This window comes from Eubacteriaceae bacterium ES3 (assembly GCA_030586155.1).
In the GTDB taxonomy this organism is placed as follows: domain Bacteria; phylum Bacillota; class Clostridia; order Eubacteriales; family Eubacteriaceae; genus Acetobacterium.
The window spans coordinates 2,124,367-2,139,941 of the sequence record CP130741.1 but is presented as its reverse complement, the minus strand read 5'-3'; the positions used below and the strand labels follow the sequence as shown (position 1 = coordinate 2,139,941).

The following is a 15,575-nucleotide window of genomic DNA, read 5'->3' as shown; positions in this document are numbered from 1 at the left end:
AAATCGGATGAAAAAGGAAGAAATAATGCGAAAATAATGGCTTATTAAGAATATAAATCTCGTTTTTAATCACATAATCACGTTCCATTTTTCCAGAAAAAAAGGGAGATAACGCTGTCAGGCGTTAAATCCCGGCTTCTGCCGAAGCGGCAAAAACAATCTCTTCATCGATGAGATCAGTTTGCTTTTGAAAGGCGAGAATCAGACATTGGGTAACGAGATTGCCGACTAATCGAGGATAACCGCCAGTCGAAGACGAAATAGCTGCATAAGCATTCTCGTTGATCAGATTTCGTGAAACACCGGCATGTTTAAAGCGGTGTTTGATATAGTCTCTGACCTCATCCGGTGTCAGTGGTGAAAAATGAAAACGGGTCACCAGCCGCTGATCCAGCGAACGGTTCTGGTTTAAAGCCAGGCGGTTGGCCAGCGTTGGTAAACCGGTGAGTATCAGAATAAAAGGATTGCGTTTGTCCATGTCAAAGTTAAAAATGATGCTCAGATCGTGAAGAAACTGAGCTGAAGCCGACTGCATCTCATCGAGGATAAAGACAGGCGTGATGCGGCGCTTATCATAAAGATCGATAATCGCGTTCTGAATCTGAAAGAACAGCTCCACTTTGCGGAATTTCGGCTGTTCCCCGAGCGAAAAGGCCAGACCCCGGTAAAAGTCCATAGTTGTTCCGGAAGACATCGGGAAATACATGACCTTATATAAGGACGGATTCAAATTGTCGGCAAAGACCCGCAGGGTCGATGTTTTACCAACCCCGGGGTCACCGGTAATCAGACCAAAACCTTTGGTGGTTTTGAGATAATCCAGTCGGGCCAGAACTTCCCTGTAAGCTTCGGACTGAAAGAGCATCGATGAATCAATGCTTTTGTCAAAGGGTGCCTGCCGGAACCCGAAAAATGATTTATACATGAGGAACACCGCCTAACGTGCTGTAGCTGATAACATTGTTATTGCGTTTGGCAATGGCATTGTCCGCCATGATGACTTTTTTGCAGGTAAGAATCCGGACACTGTTTTCATAAAGATAGATCTCATCAGGGCATTCATTGGGATAGCGGATATCCACGCTCTTGCCGATAAACATTGGCGAAGCTTCGAAAAGGGCGTTGTGCAGCGAAATGGTGGCATCCGACTTGACCTTTCTGGTTGCCCGGATCAGAAAGGCTTCATCAATGATCCGGGGATCAGAGAAATGTTTGATTCGGTCGCTCCCCCGCATATAAAAGACCATCGGTGCTTCATTGAGACTTGAATGAAGCTTATGATGATAATCCCGGGCCAGCCAGGCCTCAAAGCGCTGGTTGAGGACATCCAGATCCATCAGGTCGGAATCCGTCAAAAGCGGATAAAAACGACTGCGGACGGTTTTGAAAAAGCGCTCGATTTTGCCTTTGCTTTTGGGATCGTAAGGTCTGGTATTGACCAGTGCAATGCCCAGAGTGGCACAGGAAGTATTCAGTTGGTGAGAACGGAAAATCTTGCCATTATCAGCATAAAGCATGGTGGGCTTGCCACAGGTAAGTAAAGCAGATTTAAGGACATGAAGGAGATCTTCATTCTTTTCAGCCAGCATGAACTGAGCCCCGGTAATTCGCCGGGAAGCATCATCGATAAAAGCGATCAGATAGGTTTTGCGCTTTTTACCGTTAAGAGTCAGATATGGGCCGTGGGAAACATCGGTCTGCCACAGGGTGTTGATATCAACATGGGCAAAACGGCGGCGGTCAGCCGTATCCGTCTGGGATGGCTTTAACAGCTGATGTTTTTTCAGCAGCCGATACACTGTGGAATAGGAACAGTCAGAGCTGGTGAAGTGCCCTTCATGAATGAGCCACTCATGGAACAACTTCACCGATAAATGGATGTTTTCCGTTCGTAACGTAAGGAGCAGTTTAGTCGATTCCGCTGATAAAGCCCGGGAAGAACCCTTGTCTGTCCGAACCTTGGGCTTGAGCGCATCAAAACCATGACGCCGGTACAGACGGAGCCATTCCAGCAGGGTTTTGCGGTTGTAGGTGCGCGTGCCATAATGCGGAACATCATGGGTTTTGGCACTGATCTCATCCAGATAAGCGGCGTGGGACGAGACGGTATCCGTAAGCAATGGCGCAATCAGGCCATAGCGAAATAAAGCAATCAGTTCTTTGTCTTTTTCAGTCATTGTAAAAAAACCTCCGTTTTTAAAGAATTGAGGTTTTAAGGATCCATAAAACTCAGTAAATAGAGCATAACGGATCAATGGATAAAAGGCAAAGCAAAAGCTCTGTGGGCTAAATAGTTCTTCAAAAAAATGCGGAAGGATGGTACAATTAATGTGCCATAAATCCTTTCTTAAAATGATCGTGATATCTTTTGCCGAAGATGGGGGGCTTGCCCACCGAGTAGACCATTTCAAGAAGCTTTATGGCTTTTTTATGCCAAAAATCAGGAAAGTCGATTAAAGGATCATGGCAGATGCGAAAAAATTCAATCAGCCGGTTCAGACAAAGTAAAAAACGCCGGGTGATAAAGCGACGATGCTGATGCGCTAAAGTATTGGCATAATGAGCCCCGTTAAAGAAGGCCCAAAGCAGTTCCAGCAGAAATGGAAGCGCCAGCTGAAATCCTGGATGACAGAAAGAAGGCAGGACACTGACTGTCTTACCGCAATGAATACAGTAATGACGTTGGACCGGAATGGAGAAGACATCCTCATACCAGATCACATGCCGGTGATAGATACCATGAAGATGAAGTCGATGGCGGGTGTAACAATGTGGACAGCTGTCAATACGAACTCTTTCAGTGGTGTAGAATTCGGTGATATAATCCAGCGGGTGGTCAGAAAAGTGTTCCAGATGAACCATGGTTTGTGCTTCCTTAAAGTGACTAATGATTAATCATTATACCATAATTGAAAAGCCAGGTTTGCCGGAATAATTTGATTAGTTCAGGGCTCTTTTGACATTTATAATTTGCTAATTAACAGTATATAATAAAGGAAACATAGTTGTATTCGCACCAGAACCTTACAGTGGATAACAGATTAAGATTTCATGATGCAAAAGGTACTCAATAGGACAAGTTAGTCAAAGGTTACTGGTGGGTTTATGAAGAGCTTTATAAGACACAAAATGGATATGAAGCACACAATGGGGTTCGTAGATGAAACCAATTCGTATATTGAATTAACGATAGTAACAAAAGAGATTATGGTAGATAAAGTTTAAAAATTGGTGTCATAAATTTAATAAAAAAGCGGCAAGTTTATCGGTCAACTATTTGACCAATGAGCTTGCCGCTTTTTTATACCAAAAACAGAGAAAGAGAGGACAAATGAAATGTCAAAACTATTTATGTATGGCTCAGAGCTCCAAGAGCTTGAGCAACTGATGATGCTAGTACCAAATTTTTTACCAAGAAGAAGCGGGGTGATTGTGGTGCAGAGAATAAGAAATGAACCTGAGTTTTTGCAACATGGAAATTGTAGAAAACGAATCACTGACTATTGTGCCACAAATAAAAGCTACACAATGTCAGAACAAATAACTGCCGGAGATATTTCCTATGAAGAATTACTTGCAAGATGCTTTGAGAATAGTGATTCGTATTCACTTAAGAAAAGGCTTGCTGATTTGATCAGAAAGAATGATGGAGAATTTTTTCTTAATCCGATTCATGAATCCAGATTCAATACCATCTGCCGATTCCAAAATCAGCCTATTGAAAGCCGGACAACGACGTATCTCGCAACACTGTTTCTTCTAACTGCCGATGATAAATTGTGGTGTGCCGCCAAGGATTATGTTTATCTCGATAGCTTTGACTTCAAGAGGATGCACCTGAATGGTATCAATACCGATGGCTATGCCCTATTTCAAATGGCAAAGACCTTGCAACGAGGACAAGAATATATCAAGTTGAATGAAATCTCTGATAAACATCTCATTGGAGACCGTGCCTTTAAAGCAATCATACATTCAGTCCTGATAACAAAATACGGAGCAGTAGTGCTTCAAATGAAATCCTAAAGAGTTACTCAATCTTTTAATGAAGACAGAGTAGCTCTTTTTTTGTGCCCGAAAACGAGAATGGAGGAATGAGAATTGTATTTTACAATCAGAAAAGAAAAGGATACCCATGAAAATCAGGTAGAAGCTTGGTTACCATTAGATGACCTGCAACTCATTAATATTTGTGATGATTTGGGAATCGGATTAAAGCTTACGGAGAAGATTCATATCGTTGATTCCAGCGATGCTGATTTAAGTATGCTAATCAAAGAAAAGTTCTGCAACATTGATGAATTGAACTTTCTGGCAAAACGGTTGGACAGCTTTGATGCAAAAGAGAAGCTTACTTTTTTTGCTTCTGCTGCTGCGACCGAGGCTGGTAATGTAAAAGATCTTATTAACCTGACCTATAATACACATTGCTATAGTGTCATCAGTGACTTCAAAAACCTGGATTCAATCGGTAGAGATCTCTATCTGAATGAAACGGGCGGTGCAACGATGGATGAACTTAATGCTGTCGATGGCAGAGTCATAGTTGAAGACCTGATGAACCATAGCCCGATGCAGGTGGTGACACCTTACGGTGTTGTTTATCAGAACAGAAATGAACCGGAAATGTTCTATGATGGTAATCATTTCCCAAGATATCATTGGAAGCCAGACGTCGCAACGATTACACTTGAGCATGATGGGAATCATGAATTTATTTATATGCCATGTCCAGATACTACCATCGCGAGAGTAGTTAGCAGATTGGATACTGAGAGTTTATCCGATTGTGTCATGACCATTGACAGTGATTATCTGCCTGAACAACTGATCCAATGGATTGCAGCTAAAGAATCGCCGGAAGAGAAAGTAATCCTTCTGAATGAATTCTCTAATAAATTCAAAGAAATGGGGGCTAGAGAAAGCAACTATTTTGAGAAGCTCATGGATTATGTACCGACAAAAAGCCTTGAAGAAGTCGAGGTATTACTGGATCATTTGTATGAATTTCAACTGTTCGATGATATTAGGTCACCAGAAGCCTATGGTCATTTTATGATTTGTGAGTCCGGTCACTTCGAATATGATGAAAACTTGGAAGAATACATCGACTTCAAAAGATATGGCGAACAAAGAATCCAAAATGAGAGTGGTGCGTTTACAAACAGGGGCTATATTGTCTATCGTGGTTTTGATCCTGTGGTACAAAACTTGTTGTCTGAGAAACTGGGAATGAAAGCAGACACAAGGCATTCAGTGACGGAGTTGAAACTTTATATGCCGCTAAGAGCCATCACGTATGATGTTGAAAATGACTATGGCTACATGGAACAGTCTGATTATGAAGAAGAGATACCTGCCCATGAACTTCTTACTTATGAAGATGATATCGTCGAAGCTCTCGAAAAATTCAAGATGCCCAATGAAGCGAAACGTGGCTTGATGGCTTATTACGATGAATGTGACAGTGTCAATGCAAAGGTTGCCAAATATGAATTCTCAGTTGAAGAAGTTGAAGGTGAGTTGATGGGTGTGGCAATTCTTACATTGAATGCACCACTGAATGAAATGGAAATGAATCAGATCAAAGAAGTAATAACCGGGCAGGCGTCTGACGGCGCTGGAGAAAGTTTTGAACAAAGAGAGATCAAGACAGCAGATCGCAGTATATACGTGTGTTTTTGGAATCCTACAGACTGGTCTATCATGATAGCTGAGGAACTGGGAATTACAAATCATGCACAAACAATGGGAAGAATGAAGCTATGAACGATTTTATGTCAAGGCAGCAGGTTGAAAGAATCAAACAACAGTATCCGATGGGTACAAGAATCGAACTTATCCATATGGATGATCCTTATGCGCCAATAGAATCCGGTACCAAAGGAACCGTGGAATGCGCGGATGACGCAGGGAACATTCATCTTCTTTGGGATAACGGCAGAACGTTAGCTCTTGTACCCGGCGAAGATCAATTTAAAATCATCAAGGGCACACCTGATGAATCCATGGACAACGAACAAAATATAGGAGGTTTAGGGATGTGATTACCACTATCCAATGGGGCCGGTTGAAAGCTGCTACATGCAGTAATCAGCCGGCCTTTTTTTATTTCCCAAAGTAATCAAGCAGAAAAAGAGAAGGAGGTCGAGGTGATGGAGCATGTAGATATCAATGAAAGATTACTGAACTATCTAAGAAATAATCACAGAGGTGCCAGAAAGGCAATACAAAGTAAAAGTCTGGCGTTGCGTCTTCAAATCAGCGGACGCAAAATACGAGACATTGTCAATACACTCAGGTGTGAGGGATACCCAATCTGCAGTGATGATGGCGGCTATTATTACGCTGCCAATAGGCAGGAGGTCATGAGAAGCATCCGACAATTAAGCGGCCGGATTGAAAAGATTGCGGAAGCAAAGGATGGACTGACAAAATCGCTTGTCTACTTGCCACGATTTAGCAGTAGTTTTGATAGACTGTAAAGTAAGAGCGTGGGCTGATATGCACAACTTGAAAAGTTATTTTTGAACTACGACAAAAAATATCGTGAAAATGATTGACAATTTTTGACGAGAGGTTTAAACTAAAAAAGAAATATTGTTGTAGGTTAAAAATGACAAAGGGGTGATGCGTGTTGTGAAATTAGATAACATGAAGTTAAATGATATCGCTTCAATAAATTCCGGGCTGGTCGTAAGGCGAAAGCAAGCTGAGCAAGAAGAAGAAATAGTAAAAGAATATCAGATGCTCACTTTGAAGAGTTTTGATTCTGGAGGTTGGCTAAATAAGGATGAGCTGGAATTATTCGTTAGTGCTGAGGATCTGGATAAAAAGTATTTAACTCGAGCTGGAGATATTATCATTAGGCTTAGTAGTCCCAATACAGCAATCACTATAAGTGAAGATGATGAAGGTTATCTTGTACCATCTTTATTTGCAATAGTACGTGTTGAATCAGATCTTTTTCATCAGGAGTATTTAGGAATATACCTGAATAGCCAGTATATCAAGAAAGTTTATGCTAGGAGCGCCGTTGGATCTACAATTCAAATAATCAAAACAAGTATGCTAAGAGAATTGGAGATCCCAATGCAAGAAGTAGAAAAACAAAGGCAGATCATAAAGGTGAGTAAGCTGATTATGAGAGAAAAGCACTTATTACAGTTATTGGTAGAAGAAAAGAATAGGTACCACGATGCAATCATGAAAAACCTGTTTTGATTAACAAATGTTGAACTAAAATGTGATATGAATTTGGAGGATTAGAAATGACTATTAATAAATTATCTCAGGAAGAAGTCAATGGAACACTTTGGAAAGCATGCGACACTTTCAGAGGAAAGATTGATTCATCAATATACAAAGACTATGTTCTGGTAATGCTATTTATTAAGTATGTAAGTGATATCTATAAAGAACATAGAGAAGCTATGATGGAAAAGTACGAGGGTGATGTTGAAATGGTTGAAAGACAAATGCGATACGAACGATTTGTCCTCGATGAAAGATCAACATTTGATTATATTTACGATAAAAGAAATCAAACCAATGTCGGTGAAATAATCAATATGGCACTAGAGCATGTAGAAGAAGAAAACAAGACGAAGCTGAGAGGTGTGTTCAAAAATATTGACTTTAACTCTGAAGCAGTACTTGGTAGTACAAAAGAACGTAATACAATGCTTAAAAATCTTTTGGAAGACTTTAAAGATCTCGATTTAAGACCCTCAAGACTGATAGGTGATGATGTCATAGGCAATGCCTATGAATACATGATTGGAAACTTTGCATCAGATGCTGGTAAGAAAGGCGGCGAATTTTTTACGCCAGCTGAAGTATCAGAACTTCTGTCAAGATTGGTAAAACCTGAAGAAAATGATCGTATTTATGACCCGACTTGTGGTTCGGGATCGTTGTTGATAAAGGCATTTGCAAAAGTTCCAAATGGTAAAGCGCAGATATATGGTCAAGAAAGAAATGGACAAACACATTCGCTTTGTAGAATGAACATGTTCTTGCATAAAATTGATGATGCGAAGATTGAATGGGGAGATACGTTATCTAATCCAAAACATTTGGAAAACGACAAGTTGATGAAATTCCAAGTGGTTGTTGCAAACCCACCGTTTTCACTGGATAAATGGGCAACTGGATTTGCCGGAGATGGTGATAGCAAAGAATTCAGTATGACCGAAGCAGCAGATCAATACAAGCGCTTCAGTTGGGGGGTACCACCAAAATCAAAAGGTGATTATGCATTTGTTCTACACATGCTTCATTCTCTGGCTGAAGGCGGAAGAATGGGCGTTGTATTACCTCATGGTGTTCTTTTTAGAGGAGCCAGTGAAAGTAAAATTAGACAGCAAATTATTGAAATGAATTTATTGGATGCAGTAATAGGACTGCCGTCTAACTTATTTTTTGGAACAGGTATACCTGCATGTATTTTAGTCTTTAAGCAAAATCGTGATAGAAAAGATATTTTATTTGTAGATGCTTCTGGCGAAGAATATTATGAAAAAGGAAAAAATCAGAATAAACTTCGTGAAGAAGATATACAGCGAATTGTCCATATATATGAAAACTATCAAGTGCTTGATAAATTATCTCATGTTGCTTCATATAGTGAAATAATAAAAAATAATTATGACTTGAATATACCCAAATATGTAGATACATTTGATGAGGTTGAGATTGGGGATATCGATGAAATAAATGAAAATATTAGAAAAACTAAAATTGAGTTAGATGAAGTTGAAAAACAAATCGATGATTTTTTAAAAAAACTAGAACTGTAATGGAGGGGTTGGTTTGTCAGAAAAATTGAAACACCTAATAAGAAAGTTTAATGAAAAAGATATTCCTACAGGTTATAAGCGGTACAGGGGTGTTATATATCCATCCGCTTGGAAACTTGTGAAATTAAAAGATGTTCTTGAAAAAGTGAATAATAGAGTTGAAGTTAAGGAGGAACAAATTTATTATCAGATTGGAATACGGTCGCATGGAAAAGGTATTTTCTTCAAAGATGCTGTCACTGGTAGGGAAATTGGAAGTAAGTCAATATTCTGGGTAGAACCAGATTGCTTTATAGTAAATATTGTTTTTGCATGGGAACAAGCTGTAGCTTCTACTTCTGGGATAGATAAGGGATTCGTAGCATCACATCGCTTTCCAATGTTCAAGTCAAAGGATTCAGTAATTAGTACAGCATATTTGACGTTATTCTTTAGAACAGAAATGGGGGTAAACCTACTAAAACTTGCTTCACCTGGAGGAGCAGGACGTAATAAAACATTAAACCAAGAAGAATTTTTGAATCTAAGAATTCCATTACCAGAAATCAATATACAAAGAGAAATCGTAGATATTCTCAAATTACTTGAACAAAGAATAGAATTAAAAAAGAAAATGTTAAACCTAAAGCATGAAAAGAAAAGGTGGTTGATACATAGTCTGTATAGTGGAAAGAAAAGAGTTTGTAGTTATAATGAAAAATGGAGATTGACGAAACTTAAAGATATTTTAGTTGAGCATAAAGAAAAAAACAGTGGTGAATACGAGGTTTTTTCAGTTACAGTTAATAATGGATTGGTTAATCAGATAGAGCATTTAGGGAAGAGTTATGCAGCAGAAGACACTTCGAAATACAATAAGGTCAAACCAGATGATATTGTTTATACAAAGAGTCCGACAGGTAAGTATCCGTTTGGAATAATTAAGCAAAGTATGTTGGAATCCGAAGTTATTGTGTCACCATTATATGGCGTTTTCTCACCAGCAAACAAAGATTTGGGAAGGTTTATCCATCACTATTTTAGTTTGGCGGAAAATGCAGATAGATATTTAAAACCACTTGCTACGAAGGGGGCAAAAAATACAATTAATATTTCAAACACTAAATTTCTATCTGGAAAACTATTGATTCCTAGTAATAAAGACGAACTCAAAACCCTTGTTAGATTAATGGATAAATTGAGCCTTGAAGAGAAAATAAGAACTAATGAGATAAACGAATTAGAAAATCAATATGAGACGTATAAGAGAATATTGATAAATGGGATATGTCGTATTGATTAGTGTTCTATAGGGAGGAATAAAAGTGTTGAAATTTAATGAATATGATGAATTGAATATATCGCAGATTCCCGCGCTTGAGGTATTGAATACGATAGGTTATACCATTATTCCACCTGAAAAAGCAGAACAAATGCGTGGGAATCTATACAATGTTATTCTAAAAGAAGTGCTTTATGATCGATTGAATGAAATAAATGGCTTTGAATTCAAAGGCAAGAAGTACAAATTTTCTGAGAAGAACATTCAGCAAGCGATGTTAGATATTGATGAAGCCCTGACGGATGGTTTGATCAAAACTAATGAGAAGATTTTTGACTCATTGGTTTTGGGGCGAAGTTATCCAGAGAATCTTTCAGAAATGGATGGTACGAAATCATTTAACTTGAATTATATTGATTGGGAACATCCTGAAAATAATGTATTCCATGTTGTTGAAGAATTTTCTGTTGAGCGGGAAGATGGGCAAGGTACAGTTAGACCGGATATCGTGACCTTTATCAATGGTATACCCTTCGGTGTAATTGAATGTAAGAAAGCCAGTATTTCTATAGCACAGGGCATCAGTCAAATGCTAAGAAATCAGGGGAAAGAATTTGTTCCACAACTCTTTAAGTTTGTTCAGATTGTAATGGCAACCAATAAAAATGAGACGCAATATTCTACTACAGGTACACCAAAGAAATTCTGGTCTGTATGGAAAGAAGATGAAGAATCAGATGAGTACAAATGGTTTGAAGAGACGCTTTCCAATGCTGTAAATGGCAGAATCCCAACGACTCAAGACAAGAACATTGTTTCAATATTTCATCCTAAGCGTATAGTTGAACTAATAAAATTCTTCACCTTGTATGATAAGAACATAAAAAAAATTGCTCGTTATCAGCAGTACTTTGCTATAAAGGAAATCATAAAGACAATACAAGAATCTGATAAAAATGGTAACCGCCAATCTGGTGTTGTTTGGCATACGCAGGGTTCTGGAAAGTCACTTACCATGGTGATGTTGGCAAGATATATTTTATCAGAGCTTGCTGCCGTACATCCTCAAGTTCTTGTTATAACAGATAGGATTGAGCTGGATAGTCAAATTCATCAAACCTTCAATCATTCTAGACTTAGAGCTGAAAAAGCAACAAGTGGAAGGAATCTGGTCGATCTGATTAATAGCAATGGAGCGGATATCATTACATCTTTAGTTCACAAATTTGATACTGCCTCGAAACACCAAGAACCGGTTAAGTCGAAAGATATCTTTGTATTAATAGATGAATCCCATAGAACACAATATGGAGAACTTCATATTAAAATGAAGAAAGTCTTTCCAAACGCATGTTATCTGGGCTTTACCGGAACACCGTTGATGAAAAAAGATAAAAGTACTATGTCTAAATTCGGTAGTCGTATGATTCACAAGTACACTATCAAAGATGGTGTTGAAGATGGTGCGATAGTGCCCTTGTTATATGAAGGTAGACTTGTCGAACAAACCGTAAACAGAAATGCCATAGATAAACGTATCGAAATGATTACACGTAATATATCAGAGAAGCAAGCAGAAGAACTCAAGAAAAAATGGAGTAAATTTGAAGCGATTGCTTCATCAGAGCAAAGAATAAGACTGATTGCAGATGATATATATGTGCATTATACAAAGTTTTACAAAGATACTTATGCTAAGGCCATGTTGGCAACAGCTTCAAAGTTTGATGCTATTCGCTATAAAGAGTCATTTGACGAATTTGGTGATTTGAAAACAGCAATCGTTATTTCACCTCCGGACCAGCGAGAAGGATACGATGAAGTTGACGAAGAGCCGAAAGATCGTGTGCTTAAATTCTGGAATAAAATGACGGAAGCGTATAATGATCCACAGAAGTATGAAGAGCATATGAAAAGCGAATTCATAGATGGCGACGAACTTGAGATATTAATTGTCGTTGATAAGCTTCTTACAGGATTTGATGCACCAAGAGCATCTGTGCTATATGTCGATAAGCCAATGAAAGAACATACTTTATTACAGGCAATAGCAAGGGTGAATCGTCTTTATGAAGGTAAAGACTTTGGTTTGATTGTTGATTACAGAGGATTGATTGAAGAACTGGATTCAGCTATGAGAACATATTCTGGTGCTGGTCTTGAGAATTTTGATGGCAAAGACCTTGAGGGGGCATTAGTTGATGTAATTAGTATTGTAGGGAAGTTAAGGGAGTCATATTCTAATGCGGTTGCTATCTTCAAAGGCATTAAGAATAAGCAAGATAAGGAAGAATATGAATTGTTACTTGCCGATGAAGCTATCCGCAATGATTTTTATGGTGAGCTTAGTAATTTTGGGAAGTATTTTGGTATAGCGCTTGAGTCTGAGCATGTTTACAATGCCCTTGGCGAAGAGGATATCAAGTTATATAAGCGTGAACTTAAGTTTTATCAAGAACTTAGAGCGTCTGTTAAGCTTAGATATTCGGATACGATTGATCATAAAGAGTATGAAGCAAAAATGAGAAATCTGATGGATACCTATATTGCAGCAGAGGATATAATTCAAATTACTGCACCAGTAGATATCTTAAACGAGAAAGAATTTGAAGATGAGTTAATGCGCCTTGGATCACCGAGATCAAAAGCAGATGCAATAAGAACGAGGATGACCAAGCGAATCAGTGAAAAGTGGGATGAAAACCCAACCTATTACAAAAAGTTCTCGGAACGTATCGAAGAGATCATCGAACAGTATAAAGAAAAGAGAATTTCTGAGGCTGAGTACCTTGAAAAGATGCGTTCAGTCATGAATGATTTCAGAAAAGGTTATTCAGGTACGACATATCCGGAAAAAATCAAACACAATATTCATGCTCAGGCATTTTATGGGGTGATCAAAGAGGTTTTAGAAGACAACTCTTATCAGGAAAATGAACAGGCTAATATGGCAGCGGAAGATAGTCCTATTTACAATTACGAAGGCATTTTAGCGGATATTGCGACAGATGTGGACATGATCATTGAAAGACATAGTAAAGTTGATTGGCATGACAATCCTGATGTGCATAAAAAGATTTCTCAAGAGATTGACGGATTGCTATATTTGGTGAAAAAGAAACATTTTCCTAAAATGACCTTTGGTCAAATCGATGCAATGATTGAGAATATTAAAACTGTTGCACTCAGAAGGTATTAGGTGACGGTTATGGAAAGGCATTCAATCATCTATGGTGGGAAAATCATTGAATTTGATTTAGAACGAAAAAATGTCAAGAACATCAATCTCAATGTGAAGCCAGATATGACCGTGGTTGTATCAGCTAATGAAAAAGTTCCCATTGATTATATTATTAGTTTTGTAAAATCAAAAGCTTCGTGGATTATCAAAAATATTGGTTACTTTAAGGATGTGCAATCGGAACATGCTGAAGAGAAGGTATATTTAAGTGGCGAAACATTTAAGTATTTGGGAAAACAGTACCGTTTAAAAGTTGAAGAAACTTCTGAAAGTGAAGGGGTTAAATACTACAGAGGTTACCTTTATTTAACCGTTAAGGACAAACAGGATTACAACCGAAAAGAAAAACTGATTAATGCTTGGTACAGAGAAAAGGCAATAGAGAAATTTTCGGAAAGTCTTCAAAGAGTGTATTCAGCAGTTGAAAAATATGGGATCGAAAAACCTGAGATTCTTATTAGAACTATGAAAGCTCGCTGGGGGTCCTGTACCCCGGAAAAAAAGTCAATTCTTCTGAATAGTGAACTGATTAAAGCACCGAAGCTATGCATTGACTACGTGGTACTTCATGAGTTGGCTCACTTTAAATACAGATATCATGACAACGACTTTTATGATTTCATTACATCTCTAATGCCGGATTGGAAACAGAGAAAAGAGATACTGGATGAGGAAATTGTAAGGGAATTATAACATTTAAAAGAAAGGGGTAATGTAATGGCAAAGTTTTCGCCGCAAACCAATTATTTTGAAACAGAACAGATATTATCAAAGGTGTATGATATTTCTTATTGGTTGATTTTTCTATTATCAATTGTGGCTACAGTCTTTAAGCTTGATGGCGTTGTCGATTATTTGGCCGTTATTTCAATAGTCTTCTTAGCCGTTTTAGAGGGCGTTGCACAAGATTTTAAGCTGCGTGCTGAAAAGATCAGAAGAAAAGATTTTATCGATAATTCTTTTGGGACGAAATTTGTACATGACTCATCAGATGAATATTATGATAATGATGAAATGGACATCGGCATGAAGAAAACTGTAGCAAACCTTTTTGAGAACACGTTTTTTTCCTTCAATGTATCAAAAGCTATGTTCAAAAAGTGCCTACCTGTGAATTTGATATTTCTTATCGTTATAATATTATTATCAGTTTATGGAATCAATAGGAATCAGTTCGCGATACCTATTCTCCAGTTGTTTCTGTCCAGATATTTTCTGTTAGATATTATCAACACATATCGCTTCAGAAACGAGGTTGAAAAAACGTTTGACGAGTTAAAGGACATAAGCAGCCACATTACAAATAGTTGCAAGTTAAATGAAAATGAAGTGAAATTTATTAAAACGTGGCTAGAATACGAAGTGTTAATTGCAGATACAAATATTAGGCTGGATTCGAAAATATTCAATCAGCTAAATCAGGAACTTACAACGGAGTGGAATATTCTAAGGAAAAAATACATGGAGGGAAATGAATGAGTGTAAATAGTTATGCTGAAACTTTATCGAGTAATTTGGTCTTAAGTGAAACCGAAAAGCAAAGTATTAGAACATCTATATCAACTTTGAGATCAAGATTAAGTGCCTATTTTGAAGATATCGAAGAAATGTTTGAGTTCGGATCATATACGCGTGGAACAATACTTCCAAGAAAAGCTGATAGTAACTCAGATATTGATTTTATGATTGTCTTCAAGAATGGTAGCGCTTATAAACCACAGACGCATCTTAATAGATTGAAGAAGTTTGCTGAAAAGTATTATTCAACTTCAGAGATATTCCAGTCATCTCCGACAATAGTATTGAGCTTGAATCATATAAAATTTGAATTGCTACCTGCTTATTCTGAGAATTTGCTATGGACAAAATCATATTATATTCCGGCTCCACAAAACGTGTATGAAGAATGGATCCTTACGAAGCCAAATGAGTTTAATACGGCATTGACAAATAAGAATGTCAATGAAAACAGTAAGATTAAGCCTATGATTAGATTAGCGAAATATTGGAATGCAAGGCAAAATCATCTTTATGCGTCCTATCTTTTAGAAGAGTATATAGTGAATAAAAGTTATGGCTATTATACCAGTTCGGTGTTTGATTATTTTGCAGAATTTGCATTAAGCTTGCCAACTGGCCATTTAAATCAAACTGATAGAACAAAGGTGGAGAGTTTGCAAAATAATATCGCTGAAATCAAGAATTTAAGAACTCAGGGATATGAATCTTCAGCAGAAGAGAAGTTGAAGAAGCTTTTGCCAACTGTGTAAAT

General features: G+C 37.9%; 14 protein-coding genes. 11 read left to right on the top strand and 3 right to left on the bottom strand.

Annotation, left to right across the window (positions count from 1 at the left end; all coding sequences use genetic code 11):
• Positions 1-124 precede the first annotated feature (124 nt).
• The 3 genes from Q5O24_09735 to Q5O24_09725 all read right to left on the bottom strand — a co-directional run bounded on the left by Q5O24_09735 (position 125) and on the right by Q5O24_09725 (position 2,862).
• The gene (locus tag Q5O24_09735; protein ID WKY46658.1) at positions 125-925 is read right to left on the bottom strand and encodes an AAA family ATPase; all 801 of its coding nucleotides are present in this window, start codon (positions 923-925) and stop codon (positions 125-127) included.
• A complete protein-coding gene (locus Q5O24_09730) occupies positions 918-2,177 on the bottom strand; it encodes a DDE-type integrase/transposase/recombinase (protein WKY46657.1) in 1,260 nt (419 codons plus the stop codon). The genes Q5O24_09735 and Q5O24_09730 overlap by 8 nt, the downstream gene beginning before the upstream one ends.
• 148 nt (positions 2,178-2,325) lie before the next feature.
• The gene (locus tag Q5O24_09725) at positions 2,326-2,862 is read right to left on the bottom strand and encodes a transposase (GenBank protein ID WKY46656.1); all 537 of its coding nucleotides are present in this window, start codon (positions 2,860-2,862) and stop codon (positions 2,326-2,328) included.
• A gap of 489 nt (positions 2,863-3,351) precedes the next feature.
• On the opposite strand from Q5O24_09725, the gene Q5O24_09720 reads away from it, so the two are divergent.
• The 11 genes from Q5O24_09720 to Q5O24_09670 all read left to right on the top strand — a co-directional run bounded on the left by Q5O24_09720 (position 3,352) and on the right by Q5O24_09670 (position 15,573).
• Positions 3,352-4,026 carry a hypothetical protein gene (locus Q5O24_09720; protein WKY46655.1) on the top strand — a complete coding sequence of 225 codons (675 nt, stop codon included), beginning with the start codon at positions 3,352-3,354 and terminating at the stop codon, positions 4,024-4,026.
• 75 nt (positions 4,027-4,101) lie between these two features.
• Positions 4,102-5,769 (top strand): antirestriction protein ArdA, encoded by a 1,668-nt coding sequence (locus tag Q5O24_09715; GenBank protein WKY46654.1) that lies wholly within the window; start codon positions 4,102-4,104, stop codon positions 5,767-5,769.
• Entirely contained in the window at positions 5,766-6,047 is a 282-nt protein-coding gene (locus Q5O24_09710; GenBank protein WKY46653.1) for a DUF4314 domain-containing protein, read from the top strand. The genes Q5O24_09715 and Q5O24_09710 overlap by 4 nt, the downstream gene beginning before the upstream one ends.
• Before the next feature lie 108 nt (positions 6,048-6,155).
• Complete coding sequence (locus tag Q5O24_09705) at positions 6,156-6,485, top strand: hypothetical protein (GenBank protein WKY46652.1); 330 nt, start codon at positions 6,156-6,158, stop codon at positions 6,483-6,485.
• 169 nt (positions 6,486-6,654) lie between these two features.
• A complete protein-coding gene (locus Q5O24_09700; protein WKY46651.1) occupies positions 6,655-7,224 on the top strand; it encodes a restriction endonuclease subunit S in 570 nt (189 codons plus the stop codon).
• Positions 7,225-7,271: 47 nt separating this feature from the next.
• Positions 7,272-8,801, top strand: coding sequence for a type I restriction-modification system subunit M (locus Q5O24_09695; GenBank protein ID WKY46650.1), 1,530 nt, complete (start codon positions 7,272-7,274; stop codon positions 8,799-8,801).
• A 13-nt stretch (positions 8,802-8,814) separates the two neighbouring features.
• Positions 8,815-10,083 carry a restriction endonuclease subunit S gene (locus tag Q5O24_09690; protein WKY46649.1) on the top strand — a complete coding sequence of 423 codons (1,269 nt, stop codon included), beginning with the start codon at positions 8,815-8,817 and terminating at the stop codon, positions 10,081-10,083.
• 22 nt (positions 10,084-10,105) lie between these two features.
• The gene (locus Q5O24_09685) at positions 10,106-13,261 is read left to right on the top strand and encodes a type I restriction endonuclease subunit R (GenBank protein WKY46648.1); all 3,156 of its coding nucleotides are present in this window, start codon (positions 10,106-10,108) and stop codon (positions 13,259-13,261) included.
• 9 nt (positions 13,262-13,270) lie between these two features.
• Positions 13,271-13,996, top strand: coding sequence for a SprT family zinc-dependent metalloprotease (locus Q5O24_09680; protein WKY46647.1), 726 nt, complete (start codon positions 13,271-13,273; stop codon positions 13,994-13,996).
• A 24-nt stretch (positions 13,997-14,020) separates the two neighbouring features.
• Positions 14,021-14,782 (top strand): hypothetical protein, encoded by a 762-nt coding sequence (locus tag Q5O24_09675; GenBank protein WKY46646.1) that lies wholly within the window; start codon positions 14,021-14,023, stop codon positions 14,780-14,782.
• On the top strand, positions 14,779-15,573 hold the full coding sequence (locus Q5O24_09670) for a nucleotidyltransferase domain-containing protein (GenBank protein WKY46645.1): 795 nt from the start codon (positions 14,779-14,781) through the stop codon (positions 15,571-15,573). Before Q5O24_09675 ends, Q5O24_09670 begins: the two co-directional genes overlap by 4 nt.
• Positions 15,574-15,575 lie beyond the last annotated feature (2 nt).

Coding starts and splice junctions, on each gene's coding strand:
- Q5O24_09735 (WKY46658.1), bottom strand. CDS start 925: ATGTATAAATCATTTTTCGGGTTCCGGCAGGCACCCTTTGACAAAAGC.
- Q5O24_09730 (WKY46657.1), bottom strand. CDS start 2,177: ATGACTGAAAAAGACAAAGAACTGATTGCTTTATTTCGCTATGGCCTG.
- Q5O24_09725 (WKY46656.1), bottom strand. CDS start 2,862: ATGGTTCATCTGGAACACTTTTCTGACCACCCGCTGGATTATATCACC.
- Q5O24_09720 (WKY46655.1), top strand. CDS start 3,352: ATGTATGGCTCAGAGCTCCAAGAGCTTGAGCAACTGATGATGCTAGTA.
- Q5O24_09710 (WKY46653.1), top strand. CDS start 5,766: ATGAACGATTTTATGTCAAGGCAGCAGGTTGAAAGAATCAAACAACAG.
- Q5O24_09705 (WKY46652.1), top strand. CDS start 6,156: ATGGAGCATGTAGATATCAATGAAAGATTACTGAACTATCTAAGAAAT.
- Q5O24_09700 (WKY46651.1), top strand. CDS start 6,655: ATGAAGTTAAATGATATCGCTTCAATAAATTCCGGGCTGGTCGTAAGG.
- Q5O24_09695 (WKY46650.1), top strand. CDS start 7,272: ATGACTATTAATAAATTATCTCAGGAAGAAGTCAATGGAACACTTTGG.
- Q5O24_09680 (WKY46647.1), top strand. CDS start 13,271: ATGGAAAGGCATTCAATCATCTATGGTGGGAAAATCATTGAATTTGAT.
- Q5O24_09675 (WKY46646.1), top strand. CDS start 14,021: ATGGCAAAGTTTTCGCCGCAAACCAATTATTTTGAAACAGAACAGATA.
- Q5O24_09670 (WKY46645.1), top strand. CDS start 14,779: ATGAGTGTAAATAGTTATGCTGAAACTTTATCGAGTAATTTGGTCTTA.